The sequence below is a fragment of the Bradyrhizobium sp. LTSPM299 genome (assembly GCF_000938235.1).
Classification (GTDB): Bacteria; Pseudomonadota; Alphaproteobacteria; order Rhizobiales; family Xanthobacteraceae; genus Bradyrhizobium.
On record NZ_JYMU01000098.1, the window covers coordinates 119,862 to 134,395 of the forward strand.

Genomic DNA, 14,534 nt, shown 5'->3' on the forward strand with positions numbered 1-14,534 from the left:
CGAGAGCCGCGGGCGCCATCTTTGCGGGAAAGCAGGCGACCTTAATCTCCGCCGATTCCTGCGCTGCGACGCCGAATTGTGCCACCTCTGCCTGTCGTCGTTTCGCCGACACGCAGGGACCAGCGCCGGCAATTCTCCGTATTGCTGCCTATATCGAGCGGCGAACTTGCCGACATGGGCATACCTCCATCTTAACGCGACGTCTGTGACTGTGCCGTTGCCCGAGAGGAGCGCATCGCGCGCCTTCCAATCGAAGGCTGCGCATGAACTCACCGGGGGGTAACGCCCCTGAACGCTTTGAATCCGTCAAATAGCGCACGCACGCTTACTCCCAGATGCTCGGCGCTCTTTGCCACGGTTAGAGGTTTCCCAATATTCTCGCGAATGAGCTCTCGGCCCTCCGTACGTGTTTCGGTGCGAGCGATCGACCAGATGATGCATCGAGCGCTGCAAGCAGATGAGAAATAACAGCCCACTCTTGCCATGCCGAGGATCCGGCCTTGAGGCTCTGAACAAATTCAAGGTCGAGCCGGGGCTTGCGCCCAAGGATCGTTTTCAGATGCTTCATCAACCGATAACTTCGAACGCGCAGGACGGGCATATCGTAATCGTCGTGTAAACCGCCTGGAGACGCGCCGAACATCGACAATAGCGTCACCACAGCTATTGATGGCAACATCCGCGCCACCGCGTCGCCACATCGAGGAATAAAAGCAAGAGTGACAGGATCGCGTTCATTCGGGTTAATCTTTATTCCGGCCCCATAGGCAAGAGAATTCAAGCTGACGTCCGGACTAATGGTTCGGCGGCGGAGCTAAAGAGTTGCACGATCGCATCCCCTACCGGCTGCGCTTCCTGGAAAACCAGCAAGCGAAACCAGTAACCGAGCCGGGGAACTCGCGCTCAACGCCTAATGTCGGTAAGCCTTGTTATCCGCAGGCAATGGCAGTGTTCAACAAGAACAAACTGGCGAAGCCTTGGCGCTTGCCTCCCAGATGCTGTCATCGAGAATTCGCCTGGCGATGGCTTTGGAGGCCGCATCAAGAAGGCGTGCACCTTTGTCCGGCGTCGAAACTGCGGGCACCCCGACGACGCCGGAACGGGTCCATTCTTCCATGGGACGCCATCTGTGGACGCCTCCGACCGAAGCGAGACCCTCCGGAGGTGCGTCGACCGTTCGCGCCTTTTCAGCGTCGACCAGAGCTGGCGCCAAAACCATCATCATGGATGTTTCTGCTTCGCAAGCGTGACGAAGGTTCGGCTGTTTCTCGAGAATGGCCGCAAATTCCAGATTCGCGGCATCCCAATAGGTGAGACACGCCAGCGGCAGATTGAATTCCCGCGATAATTCGTCCGTGATGATGGTAAGGGCCGCGATATTTCCGCCGTGCCCGTTCAAAAGCATAATGCGGCTGAAACCGTGTCGTGAAAGCGAGCGCACGATGCAGCGCAGAACCGCCGAAAAGGTCGCGAAGTCGAGTGTCAATGTGCCTCCGAACTTCATGTGATGTTCGGCAAGCGAGACCCATAGTGCCGGAAGAACAAGAACAGGCTGTTGCCTGGTGACTATCTGCGCGGTCCGCGCGGCTATCTCGGCAGCGAGCCGCGAGTCGACGTCGACGGGCAGATGCGGCCCGTGCTGCTCTGTTGAACCGATCGGGAGAATGACGACGGCGTCTTTTGGCACCGGCAGGAATTCCGTCGCCTTGAGACGTGACCAAAACACCTCGTGCACGGCGCCCATGTCGGAGTGATCGAGAGCGTTAACCATCGTGAATTCCAACATTGATTGATTAAAGATCAAACTTCGGGGGGCAGCGGTTCACGATGCCGGAGGCCAGCCATTTTTTCGGGCAACGCGTTCGGCAATCGCAATGCGGTCGGCGGTAAGCGCGGCGGCGCCGGCCCGGACTCTCTCGACGATCGCGGGTGGTGCAACTTTTGGAGAGCCTGACTGGAAAGGCGGCGCCGGATCATATTCCATCGCCAGCTGCATCGATTGCGCAACGGCATCGCCATGAAGAAGCGCGACAATCGTCAGGGCAAAATCGATCCCCGCCGTCACACCGCCGCCCGTGACGCGATTGCGATCCACCACGACGCGCTTGTCTGTTGGCGCCGCACCGAACGGCCGCAATGCTTCCATCGCGGTCCAATGCGTAGCCGCCTTGTAACCTCGCAACAGGCCGGCCGCGCCGAGGACCAGTGCCCCGGTGCATACCGAGGTAACCCAGTCAGCCTCCAATCCCTTCTCTGCGACAAAACGCAATATTTCCTCGTCTCCAAGAAGCGCATTGATTCCGGGGCCGCCGCCGACGAAGAACAAATTGAGTGGGGGCTCCTCGCCAATAGCCATCGTAGGCGGAACGAAGCTTCCAACGTCCGTTTTAACCGCCGAGCGATCCCTCGCAAGGATATGAACTTCCGTGTTCGGCATACGCGCGAAAACCTCGAGCGGCGCGGCAAAGTCGAGATTTGTCATATCCGGAAAGATCAACATACCGATCTTGAACTTGCCCATAGCACCTTCCTGTATGAACGCCGGTTTGGTCGCAGCCTTAGCTCAGTAGCATGCGGTCTTCCACCGCCTCGCCCTTGATTCGGCCAAATAGATCGAGGACATCGGGGATCGTCAGACGGTCCTTTTCGCCTCCGTGCGCGTCCAATATCACTCTGCCATGGTGAAGCATGATCAGCCGGTCGCCGTAGCTTAGCGCGTCACGCATGCTATGCGTGACCATCATCGTCGTGAGTCCGGTTTCTCCGACAATACGCTTGGTCAGACTGAGGACATTTTCGCTCGCCTTTGGATCCAATGCCGCGGTGTGCTCGTCGAGAAGCATGATCCGCGAAGGCGCGAGCGTAGCCATGACCAGACTGATCGCTTGCCGCTGTCCACCGGAGAGCATGCCGATCAGATCGCCGAGGCGATTTTCAAGACCGAGCCGGATCAGCGCTTGATGAAACCTTGCTGTGTCCCCTTCAGAAAGTGCCGGGCGGAGCCCACGAGACCGCGTTCGTCGCGATGCCAGCGCCATATTATGCGCCACGGTCAGCGAGTCACAGGTTCCGGCCATCGGGTCCTGGAAGACGCGCGCAACCAGGCGCGCACGGCGGTGCGGCGAATACCGGGTAACATCGACGTCGTCGATCAGGATTGCCCCACGGTCGACCGGAATTTCGCCAGCAATAGCATTGAGCAGCGTGGATTTTCCGGATCCGTTGGAACCGATCACCGTGACGAATTGTCCGGCCCCGATGCTGACCGAAAGGCCAGCCAAAGCGCGTGTTTCGTTTGGAGTTCCGGCGCCGAACGTGACCGCGATATCGTCAATCGAAATCATGGTACCACCGACGGTATTTCGGAAGGTGTCGCTACTTTCTTTCGACGCCGGAACGACCACTTGCCCCGCTTTGCCGAGACAACAAATGCGACTGCGACAAGTGCCGCCGTGACAAGGCGAAGATCGGAAGACTGGAAGCCGAGGAATTGCGAATTCAACGCAAGCCCGACAGCCAACCTATAAAGAATAGAACCCGCAATGCAGGCCAGGAGCGCTAGCATGATGCTGGACGATTGTAGCAGAACCTCGCCAAGGATCACGGCTGCGAGCCCAAACAGGATGGTCCCGCTACCCATCGACACGTCGGCAAAACCCGCGGCTTGAGCAAACAGCGCGCCGGCAAGTGCCACCAGGCCGTTTGAGAGCGCTAGTCCGACATAAACGTTCATATCGATGCTGCTGCCGTTGGCGCGGGTCATGCGCGGATTGATGCCAGTCGCTCGCATCGCCAGACCGAATTCAGACATCAGAAACAGCGCCAGAAGAATGGCAACTGTGATGCACACCACACCGGCAAAGACGACATGTACTTCCGGCTCGGCAAGCCCCATGTTCATGAACGGCGTGAGCACGGTAACCTTGGTCATCAGGGGAATATTCGGACTCGCCATGATCCTGAGATCGACCGAGAATAGTCCGATTGTCGTGAGGATGCCCGCCAACAAATGAAGCATGCCGAAGCGCCGATTGAGCACCGCCGTGATCAAGCCGCAAACCATCCCGATGAGAACCGCCAACGCCGTCGCGAGCCATGGATTGCCGTTTTTTGAAACCAGAGCAGCGGCAACGGCCGCGCCGGTCGCAAAGCTTCCGTCGACGGTCATATCGGGGAAAGCCAGAATCCGAAAGCTGATATAAACTCCCAGCGCGACAAGCCCGAACAGGAAACCTGCTTCGAGAATGTTGAGGAATGCAAAGTAGCTCATGACAAGCTCGGCAGGAGAGCGCGATCCGGCATCGGCTATTCAGTTATTCTGGCTGCCTGGGCCGTCAAATCGCCGGGCAATTCAACCCCCATCAGCCTGGCCGATTTTGGATTCAAACTCAGGGACGTGACGGAAGCGGAGGCGACTGCGATGTCGGCCGGCCTTTCCCCGTTCAAAACGCGGATGGCCACCTGACCGGTGTCAACGCCGATCCGATACCAGTCAAGACCGACGCTGCCGATCGCTCCGCTTTTTACGGCACCCGACGTGGCGCCGAACAGCGGCAGCTTGTTGCTCAGCGCAATCTTGACCACTGATTCCAGCGATGCGGCAACGGTAGAGTCCGGCGGAAGCCATATGACATCCACTTTACCGACAAGGCTGCCGGCCGCCGTGTAGGTCTCGGATGAAGACGTGACCATCTGGTGAACAAACGCGTAGCCCCGCGCCTCGCCAGCTTTGATGAAAGCGTCCGAAATTGACCGCGAATTGGCCTCAGCTGGATTGTTTAGAATGCCGATGCGCTTTGCGGAAGGAACCAGTTTCCCGATGAGGTCTAATTGGGGCTCGACGGGCGTGAAGGCACGGGTTCCGGTTGCGTTTCCATTCGGATGCTCCAGGCTTGCAATAAGTCCGGCGGCGAGCGGATCACCAATTCCGCCAAACACCACCGGAATGGTTTTCGTCGATCGTATGACAGCTTGCGCAACCGGCGTTCCAATTGCGATGATGATGTCGGGAGACATACCGACAAACCGCTGTGCGATCTGGACTGCCGTGCCAACGTCGCCTTGCGCATTTTCATAGTTTATTGTTGCGTCGGCGAAGCCGCCCTTTGTGATCGTGTCGATGATGCCGCGTCGAACATCATCCAGATCGGACCCTTCGGCGATCTGGGTCAAGGCGATAACCTTCAGCTTCGGTTGCGCCCAAGCCAAATTGAACTGACTGGCGCATAACGTTATCGCGAATGCCAGACATACCCGAGAGGTTCTCGGATGAACGCCGTGTTTCGTCATGAGTTACATCCTCGTTCACGCCGCGTGGCTCCCTTTACTGAGTTGAGGACCATCAAAAGAACAGCTAGATTTCGGCGCAGGAAGGCGCCAATCGGCAAATTTGCACGTTGTATCTATTCAAACTGGATGGTGACGTGATTCCGCCTTCAGTACCCGGGGGCGCTCGATCCTGGGCAGGATCTCCACGGCGAGACCGAACAGGAACACGATGAGGTAACCAGCGACTTCAGACCGAGATGCAGCAAAAAGGGTGCACGGCAGATAGCGCCACCGGTTGGCACAAATGCTTCGAGCGAGTTGAGAATGCTGGCGATGATGCCACCGGTCAGCATCCCGCGCTCTACGCCGAAGAAACCGACGCCTCCGATCGCCCCGTGGAAAAATAGCCATATACTGCTCCGGCGAGCGAGCCGATCAGGGTAATCCTGACTATCTGTGGGATGGCAGTGGCCATCTGGTGATCGACGTTCACGGCATCAGCAAGCTTTCGGCGAGTCGAAATTCGCTTTCTGCTGAACTGCGGGGCACGAATCCCGCAGCTCGTTTAATTCGCGTCGACCCAGTTGCCGTGAAAACCGTCGGGGACGCGGCTTTCAAGCTCAACCAGCGCGGTCGGACCCGCTTCGATATCGGTGGCGTTGAACACCGCAAGATCGCTACGATTTTCCCGTGCGCGCCACACCACCGACAAAAGCCAGCCGTCGCCTTCGGCGGCGGCTTTGCCGCGCGCGACAAATACCGGCGGTCTCTGACTGCGCCTGGCAGAGATATGCAAGTGCGGCAGGCACGCTCCTGGCACCCAGCGTCACAATGAGAAGGCGGGCTGGGCTAGGGTTTGGGCCGCTGCCACCGGCAGTATTTACACATCGCGTCGAGCGCGAGCATCTCGTGCTGGCAGACCTTCTCGCACAGGCCTTCGAAGAAGCTTCAGGGTAGGCGATGCCGCATGTAAAGGTCGGCAAGCGGTGGGCGCATCCCGCTATTGCCTGCGTCTAGGGGCTGGCACATCAAAACAGAATTGGGGTTATCTGGCGTACCACCAAGGTTGGTCCGCGTACACACGTCGTAAAATATTCCGTCACGATGTCGCACTCCTCGAGGGTCCACGATGCGGCCTGCGCGGAGGTCGACGTGATGGACCGATTGGTTTTGAGCGACGCCCACCAGCACGCAGCCACGGCGCTTGGCCGCTCGCGCGGCCTGAGTCCTGGCGTCGGAACGCATCATCTGTCTCCGTTGTCGTGCCCGCATGCGCGTGACAGTGGGGAAATGCATCAGACTTTTCCAGCTCGATTTTTTTTCCTCTCCCCTTCTTCCAAAACCACGCTATGTAGGATCCATGGCCCGTCCCCGCACCTTCGATCCCGACACCGTGCTTGATGCCGCGCTTCAATTGTTCTGGAGCAAGGGCTTTCACGGCACATCGTTCGATGACATCACAGCAGTGAGCGGCCTGACCAAACCCAGCCTCTATGCGGCGTTCGGTGACAAGAACGCATTGTTTCGCAAGGCGCTGGATCGCTATCACGGCTTTCTGCTCAAGCGCACCAAAACGCAGCTGGCGAAGGGGATAACCGCGCGCGAGGCGATCGCGGCGTGGCTCGCCGACTATATCACCCTGTGCACGGGCAGCCGCGGCGCCCGGGGCTGTTTCTCCATCAACACGCTGACCGATAGCGCGCTCGACGACGCCGAGATTACCGGAAGCGCCATCCGCTTCTATCGTGATCTCGAAGCGATGGTCGCCGCGCGATTGACACAAGGTGCGAGCGAATTCCCCGACGATTTCAACGCGGCTGCAACGGCCCGCACTATGATCGCGGCGTATGCCGGACTGATGGTGCTCGCGAGGGACACCCCCTCCGCCGCCGAGACCAAGGCGGTGGCCGCACAACTGCTGCGGTTGCTCGATCCCCCCTCTTGACAGCAGCATTCTGTTATATACCGTATAGTATATAACCTTGGGCAACAGCCGGGCAACGCGTGGTCATCTGACCTTTGAAACGAGTCGGCTTCGTTCGGGGGTGTCCGAGGAGAACGATGACGGCTGCGCCAACCACAGTAATCCGGAGAATTCCCATGAAAGCCGTTCAGATTGTCGCGTTCGGAAAACCAACCGAAGTGTTGCAAGTCGCCGATGTGCCGGACGTCGGCGCGCCCGGGCCGAACGAAGTTGTGATCGCGCTGGAAGCATCACCAATCAATCCCAGCGATCTATTCATGTTTACGGGAAACTACGGCTACCGTCCGCCGCTGCCGTCGATCGTCGGAGCAGAGGGCGCCGGCCGCGTGGTGGCGGTCGGCTCGAACGTTAAACATCTCAAGGAGGGCGACCACTCCATCGTTCCGTTCGGATCGCCGACCTGGGCCGAACGCATCAAGGTCGACGCCACCTGGTTGCGCCCGTTGCCCGCCGGCGACATCAAGCAATTCGCGATGCTTGGCGTCAATCCGGCGACCGCCTACCTGCTGTTGACCGATTTCGTGGCGCCGCAGCCGGGCCAGTGGGTAATTCAGAACGGTGCCAACTCCGGCGTCGGCCGCGCGGTGATCCCGATCGCAAAATCGCTGGGATTGAAGACCGTCAATGTGGTCCGCCGCGCCGAACTGGTCGACGAGATCAAGGCGCTCGGCGGGAATATCGTGCTGCTCGACGGAGCGGATCTGCCGAGGCGCGTGGCGGAGGCCACCGGTAACGCACCGATCACGCTGGCCCTCGATGTGGTTGGCGACACCGGAACCACGGGTCTGCTGGGCAGCCTCGCGCAGCGCGGCACGTTGGTCTCCTACGGCGCAATGACCCGCAAGGCCATGGTGGCGCCGCCGCAACCGCTGATTTTCAAAGACATCACGATTCGCGGATTCTGGCTGGTGACCTGGTTGCAGAAAGCCACGCCGAAGATGGTCGCCGAGATGTACGACCGCCTGGTGCCGATGGTGGCCTCCGGCTCCATCGCCACCCCGATCGCCGCAACGTTCCCGTTCGAACAGGTGACAAAGGCGATCGAAACGGCGATCGCAGGACAGGGCAAAGTGCTGCTGACGCCGTGACGCGCAAGGCGCAAACATCGAAACACAAAAACGTAGGGCGGAGGCGTAACCCACCGCTCGCCAGCACGGTGATCGTGAATGGCGTTGCCGACGTTCTCGCCTGGATCAACGACCACCCTGTCCACAGGCTGGATGAGCTTCTGCCCTGGAACTGGCGTGACCAAAACAAGCGCGTCGATCACGCGGCCTGAGTGACCGCTACGCGGTCCTCACCGGATGCTTACGGTTGCACCAACGCCTCGACGTGTGCGCACGGACAAGGCTAGAATAAAGCCACAACGGCGGCGAGAATTGCTGCGAGGCGGCGCGTAGTCATTCAATGCACGCTCGCAGCGCGGGCTATTTTGCCCTTAGTGCAAGGCTCCTGAAATCAACGTCCGTTGCCGCGGCAAGATAGATGAAGGCCGACCACACTGCGACCGCCTGGTCGAGCTGCTTTGGATCGATCTTGTCGAGCGTGTCGTCCGCGGTGTGATGAGTGTCAAAATAATCGAGTCCGTCTTGGCGCAGTGATACCGCCGGCACCCCGGCTTTCTGTAGTTCACGGATGTCGTCCCCACCGCCGAGGGCCGGCCGGCGATCGACGTTAGCGCCGAGTGGCGCAATGATCCGCGCTAGCGTGCGGCCAAAATCACTGTCGGCGGCGGCGCCTGGAAGCTGAACGGAATAGACATTCCGCGCCCCGAAATCTGCTTCGGCGGCCACCACGATCTTACCGATTTCCCCTTCGTGAGCCCGGGCATAGGCGGCGCCGCTGAAATTCAGCTCCTCGGCGCCGAACAAGACGACACGGATCGTGCGGCTGGGTCGCTGCGGCAGGCCGGCGATCAACCGGGCAGCGCCGAAGGCGATGGCGACGCCGGCGCCGTCATCGGTGGCGCCCGTGCCGAGATCCCAGGAATCGAGATGTCCACCGATCAGAACGACCTCATCCGGATGCTCGGTACCCCCGACCTCGCCGACGACGTTCCAGGACGGCGCGTTCTCTTGAATCGTCGTTGTCAGCAGAAGTCGAATCCGTACCGGACCAAGCGCCGCCAACCGCTCGAGTTGATCGGCGTCGGGAATCGCAAGCGCCGCTGCCGGAATCCGCGGCGCGCCGTCCTCGTAATTGAGGGCCCCGGTATGGGGCAGACGATGGCTGCCTGTGCCAAGCGAGCGCAGCAGATAGGCGACGGCGCCGCGCCTTGCGGCTTCGGAAGCACCGTAACGCCGGATCGGGTTAGCGGCGCCGTAGCCGCTGCCGTCCTGCGCCCGCACCATGCGTTGTGTCACCACGGCGATTTTGCCACTGAGCGATCCCGGAGCAGCCGCAAGCAGATCGTCATAGGTCCGGAACAGCGCGATCTCGGCCTCGATGCCGTTCGCATCCGTCGCGACCGAGCCACCCAATGCGGTCACAGCGAGATGCTGCGGCGCTGAACCGACGATGTCAGCGCTCTCGGCGCCGCGGATCCAGGCGGGGAAGCTAAATGGCTCGGAGTGCACGTTCTCGAAGCCCGCGGCTTTCAGCCTGGCCTCGGCCCATGCCACCGCCCGCCGATGGGCTTCGGTGCCGGCCAGACGCGGCCCGATCTCGGTGGTCAGCGATTCCACGAAATCGAAGGCGGCGGGATCATTGAGCGCCTTCTGTCCGAGGTTCGATGCGGTGGCGGCCAACGGTTCCGAAGGCAGCGCGTCTGTGGCTCTCATCGTTGCTCCAGCGCTTGCCGCGACGGCGACCGCCACGACGAGAATGCGCAAGATCTTGCCCATCGAAATTGCTCCTTCGCCTATTTATTAAGATCTAAATTGCTCCGCACAAAACGCGATAGTCAAGATCCGGTTTGGATCATTAGCAGTTCCGTCCGTTTGTTCTTCTCCTCAAGGCTGACATCTTGCGGCATGATCGACACTTCCGTTCGGTGGCCCAGGAGCAGACATGTCCAAATTCCACCCACCGGATTGGGTCGGCGTTGCTCCAGTGGTTGCGGTCAAGTCCAGCCGTCGACGCCGAATCCATGAATGCCCCCCAACGCTGCGGCAATCTTTTGCAGCGCTGCCCTTAGATCGCTTCGCGTTTGCTGCTCTATTCGCACTAACAGCAATCAACGCGGAACGACCGCAAATCAACCTATGCTGCCGGGCAACCTGTCGAGTCAGGCTGCGCTACCGCCGATGTTCAGTCTGCTGGATGACGTGTCCTGGCCGAGCGACTTCGGGGTCTTCGAACTCGGCTCGGTCTAATCCGCGAGAGCACCCACTCTTTCAGTCCATTCTCGGTTCATCGGTCCATGGTGGGCCGCAGGAGGTCTCTGGTACGCAGCGCACTTGGGAAGGCCATCCTAACCGCCTCACCACCAGCGTTGCGCCGCGAGATGCTTGATCTGACCGCTTCGCTTGTCGAGGAAGATGCCGGCCTGGCGAAGGATCGCCGCTTTATCGAAGATATCCTCTTGCAAACGAAGAAGGACGGTTACGCATCGTCTGTCGGGGGAGCCGAAGCCGGCATCAGCGCCATTGCGTCGGCTATCCCGGGCGGCGGCCCGTTCTCGGCAGCCAGAATCTGATTTTCTTCTCGTCGTCGATGACGCCAGAGATCGCCGCCCGAAAGTATCTATCTAGCATGACGGTAGCAGTGAAGGAAATCGAGCGTCGGTGGTCCGTAGCGAACAAGGCGCGCGAAAAGGTCGCCTGATTGGCGGCCAGTGAACGTCTGCTCGGCATTAGGAAAGGTCGTACGGCGAGGTTGCTTTTTTGGCACCATGAGCGGTCGTTCCATAACCGCTCATTCTGCGACACCCGCTTTGCGCCAATCGCGGTCATTCCTGAGGGCCGGACTATGTTCTGCACTTATGATGTCGGTGAGATTTCATTATCAGGTCCCGTGGATCAATTTGCGCCCCTGACATCCGCCGTGTTCGACCGGATTCAAATCTTTAAGCGCTATTTCATCGGGAGATTACGTCGACGGGTTTGCCGCTAAAGGGATGAGATATCCAATGTGCGCGACGCCAAGTCCTGAACCAAACCACTCTTGGGAAAGAACGGAACCGCAATCTCGCTCCGGTTTTGCACCTTAGCAGGCTACCGAGCCTCAACCCCGTCCCCCCCCAGCGGCAATCGAGAACTGGCCGCTGGAAGCGCGGCGGCACCAACAGGAAATCGGTCGGAACATTGTGAAAAAATGCGATCTCGAGTAATACTATTTTGGCCGTCGTGCTTCTAGACTTTTGAGACCATTGGCCGCGAATTGCCAAGTTTGCGAGCCAGTCGTTTTCTGAATTCGAACCTACGAACTTTGACTGGGCGCGTGCCTGTCGGTGGCCCTTGCCTAGTGCCAGGAAAGAGCAAGCCTATTCTCGTGGTTAAGTACCGACCAATGACGGGGACCGAATCGTTGGAATCGTCGGCGGACAGCCGGGAAAGAACGATTCTCACGACCGATGTGGTCGGCAGCACCGCTCTCCTGCGCCGCTACCCCAACGACATGATGGGCGCCATGGATCTGCACGACCAGATCCTTCACGCGGCCATCCGCCACCATTCTGGCGACCCCTTTAGAAGCACTGGCGACGGTGTGCTGGCGATTTTCGACCGACCGTTGGACGCAGTGATGGCCGCGATCGAAGCACAGCGTGAGATGCGCCGCATCGCCTGGGGTCCCACTGGACGGCTTCAGATACGATTTGGCATCCACACGGGCTTGACGCGCGCGCGGGGGAATCACGACTTCTTTGGCCCTGCTTTGCCAACGGCGACGCGATTGCAGAGCGCGGCTAATGCCGATCAAATCCTGCTCTCGGCTGTCACGGTGCAGCGGCTGACGACCGACCTCTTGAAGGCACCATTACAACTGTCCGACCTCGGCGAACACCATTTCAAAGGTATCGAACCGATCCGCGTCCATCAGGTGAGTGCATCGGATCTGCCTAATGCGTTCCCGCCGATCGGGGGAAAGCGGGAAACGGCTAGCGGCAATCTGCCTGCAAATCTGAGCTCGTTCCTTGGCCGCGAGCGGGAGTTGGGCGAACTTGCCGAAATGGCGCTTGAGTCGAGGTTGCTGACCCTTGTCGGTCTCGGCGGAATCGGCAAAACGAGGCTTGCTATAGAATACACCCGATCTATCGAAGCCACCTTCCCTGACGGCGCATGGCTTGTTGATCTCTCAGCACTGGAGCGGGACAGTGCGGTGTGGCCGGCCATTGCTGAGGCCCTGCTGATTCTGCCCGTGCCCGGCGCCGAGCCGCGAATCCAGGTCCTCGAACGTCTGCACCACGCTCGTGCGATCCTGCTCATGGACAACTGTGAGCACGTGCTCGATACGGTTGCGGATGCAGTCACCGAACTCGGTTCGACCTGCGGCGAGTTGTTCCTGATCAATACCAGCCGGCGCGCGCTTGAGGTGGAGGGCGAGGCCGTCTACGAGGTCTCCTCGCTGGATTCCCATTCGCATGATGGGTCTGGGCATCCCGCGGCAGTTCGTCTGCTCGTGGAGCGAGCCCGACTAGCTAATCGACGGTTTCAACCAACATCAGATCAGCTTGCCATCATCGAGAGGATTTGTACAAATCTCGATTGCATTCCGCTCGCCATCGAGATTGCAGCTGCTCAGCTGCGCCGACATACGCTAGAGAGCATCGAAAGCGGGGTAACAAAACCGCTCGATCTGCAATCCAGCATTTTCCGGCGCCGAGCCGGCCGCCATCAAACGCTTCGGCAGGCGCTGGAATGGTCATACGACCTTCTCGATCCGAACAGCCGCCAGGTCCTGCAGCGGCTATCCGTATTCTCCGGCTCCTTCCACGAAGAACAGGCCCTCGCGGTCTGTGCCGGGGACATGCCCAACGAATCCGACGTACTCAGGGGGCTCGACGAATTGGTCGAAACATCGCTGCTGTCCCGGGACGTCGGCGGCCGTCACCTCCTAAGAATGCTGCACACCGTCCAGGCCTTTGCACGCGAAATGCTCGACCACACCAGTTTGCTTCAGACGGTGGAAACCCGGCATGGTGAAGTCTATGCGACCCGATGCGGGCAGCTCGGCCAGCAGATTGCGGGCGTCAACGAAGCCAAGGCGGCTAACGCGATTTACGATGAGCTGTCCAATCTACGTGCAGCCTTCGAGCGGGCGATCACGCGCGATCTGAAACTGGCAGCGGACCTGGCGGCTCCTCTCTTCCTGTTCAACTACTCACATCGAGGGACAGAGACGGGCAATTGGTACGAACGGATCATAGCAAGGCCGGGAGCTGATGAGCTCGATCAGGCCCCTATGTTCTTCGCCGGGGCCGCCGGCCACGCCTTCCACGATGAAGGTGATCAGCAGAAAGCTACTGCTTTATTGGAACGGGGTCTTAGGGCTGAAGCCGTCGGCTCCCGATCGAGCCAAGGCTGGCTTTCCCACGTCGCCGGCCAGATGGCGCAATGGTCCGGGGACGCGGCCGCCTGCATCGAGCATCACGTGACGGCGGTGAAGCAAGCACGAAGCGCGGGAAACACTGCCTGCGAGGTGATGTCCCTATGCATGGCCGCCTTCGTCAAGGTGCGGATGGGAGATCTGGATGGCGCCCGAGAACTTGTCGAGGAAGCCGCCCAGACCGGGCAGAAGGCCATGCAGCCCACTTTGATGGGGTACGTTCATTACGCACGCGGCGGTATCGCGCAGGACACAAGCAAAGCGATCGATGAGTACCAAACCTCAGTCGAATGGGCGAATATGGCAGGCAACCATTTGGGGGCCCGTCGCGTCAAACAACTGATCGCTGATCTACAAGCCGCGCAGGCTGCGCCGATCGAAGCTTTGGCTATTCATATGCGCACCCTGATTGATCTTCCGAGCCACGGGGCAGCATTCTACAACTGGCTTACAATACGCTCCCTGATTTTACCGCTCGTTCAGCTCGAAGCCGATGAACACCTTGCTGTGCTGGCCGGAGCGCTCAAGGTTTCGCCGCTAAAACTTGATAAAGTAGCTCGGGACGCCGTCGAGAAAGGCAGGGCCAGGCTGGGTGACGGTGTATTCGAGTTGGCGGCGGCCCGCGGGTCGCGGTTTAATCTCGCGGAGACCCGAAGGTACATCATTGACGCTTGGCGAGGCATTGGCACCGGCTGAATAAGACGGAATCACGGCATCTCTCCCTTCGACAAGTGTCACTACGACGTTGAATCGTGACGACAAAGTCGCGGATGTATCTCGTGCAATCGCCGTCGTA

Annotated in this window: 11 protein-coding genes and 1 pseudogene; 4 read left to right on the forward strand and 8 right to left on the reverse strand. The window is 59.6% G+C overall.

Going from position 1 to position 14,534, the window contains the following annotated elements:
* Positions 1 to 358: 358 nt before the first annotated feature.
* The 7 genes and pseudogenes from UP10_RS45010 to UP10_RS41160 all read right to left on the reverse strand — a co-directional run.
* A complete protein-coding gene (locus UP10_RS45010) occupies positions 359 to 781 on the reverse strand; it encodes a hypothetical protein (protein WP_156180770.1) in 423 nt (140 codons plus the stop codon).
* Between the two features lie 171 nt (positions 782 to 952).
* Positions 953 to 1,771 carry a creatininase family protein gene (locus UP10_RS41135; protein WP_197087025.1) on the reverse strand — a complete coding sequence of 273 codons (819 nt, stop codon included), beginning with the start codon at positions 1,769 to 1,771 and terminating at the stop codon, positions 953 to 955.
* A gap of 51 nt (positions 1,772 to 1,822) precedes the next feature.
* Positions 1,823 to 2,521 carry a DJ-1/PfpI family protein gene (locus UP10_RS41140; RefSeq protein WP_044592845.1) on the reverse strand — a complete coding sequence of 233 codons (699 nt, stop codon included), beginning with the start codon at positions 2,519 to 2,521 and terminating at the stop codon, positions 1,823 to 1,825.
* 37 nt (positions 2,522 to 2,558) lie between these two features.
* Positions 2,559 to 3,344, reverse strand: a complete 786-nt coding sequence (locus UP10_RS41145; protein WP_044592846.1) for an ABC transporter ATP-binding protein — start codon at positions 3,342 to 3,344, stop codon at positions 2,559 to 2,561.
* Positions 3,341 to 4,270 carry an ABC transporter permease gene (locus UP10_RS41150; protein ID WP_044592847.1) on the reverse strand — a complete coding sequence of 310 codons (930 nt, stop codon included), beginning with the start codon at positions 4,268 to 4,270 and terminating at the stop codon, positions 3,341 to 3,343. Before UP10_RS41150 ends, UP10_RS41145 begins: the two co-directional genes overlap by 4 nt.
* Before the next feature lie 35 nt (positions 4,271 to 4,305).
* The gene (locus UP10_RS41155; RefSeq protein ID WP_063775438.1) at positions 4,306 to 5,289 is read right to left on the reverse strand and encodes an ABC transporter substrate-binding protein; all 984 of its coding nucleotides are present in this window, start codon (positions 5,287 to 5,289) and stop codon (positions 4,306 to 4,308) included.
* A 544-nt stretch (positions 5,290 to 5,833) separates the two neighbouring features.
* Positions 5,834 to 6,034: pseudogene (locus UP10_RS41160) on the reverse strand (carotenoid oxygenase family protein); the annotation flags it as partial.
* A 594-nt stretch (positions 6,035 to 6,628) separates the two neighbouring features.
* Between UP10_RS41160 and UP10_RS41165 the strand changes: the two are divergent.
* Positions 6,629 to 7,213: a TetR/AcrR family transcriptional regulator gene (locus tag UP10_RS41165; protein WP_044592849.1), complete on the forward strand. Its 585-nt coding sequence runs from the start codon at positions 6,629 to 6,631 to the stop codon at positions 7,211 to 7,213.
* A 155-nt stretch (positions 7,214 to 7,368) separates the two neighbouring features.
* Entirely contained in the window at positions 7,369 to 8,340 is a 972-nt protein-coding gene (locus UP10_RS41170) for a zinc-dependent alcohol dehydrogenase family protein (protein ID WP_044592850.1), read from the forward strand.
* 339 nt (positions 8,341 to 8,679) lie between these two features.
* Here UP10_RS41170 and UP10_RS41175 read toward each other — a convergent pair whose 3' ends face one another.
* Positions 8,680 to 10,095: a M20/M25/M40 family metallo-hydrolase gene (locus UP10_RS41175; RefSeq protein ID WP_050044068.1), complete on the reverse strand. Its 1,416-nt coding sequence runs from the start codon at positions 10,093 to 10,095 to the stop codon at positions 8,680 to 8,682.
* 518 nt (positions 10,096 to 10,613) lie between these two features.
* On the opposite strand from UP10_RS41175, the gene UP10_RS41180 reads away from it, so the two are divergent.
* Entirely contained in the window at positions 10,614 to 10,889 is a 276-nt protein-coding gene (locus tag UP10_RS41180; protein WP_082077557.1) for an IclR family transcriptional regulator domain-containing protein, read from the forward strand.
* Positions 10,890 to 11,701: 812 nt separating this feature from the next.
* On the forward strand, positions 11,702 to 14,434 hold the full coding sequence (locus tag UP10_RS41185; protein ID WP_044592852.1) for an ATP-binding protein: 2,733 nt from the start codon (positions 11,702 to 11,704) through the stop codon (positions 14,432 to 14,434).
* The last annotated feature ends 100 nt before the right edge of the window (positions 14,435 to 14,534 follow it).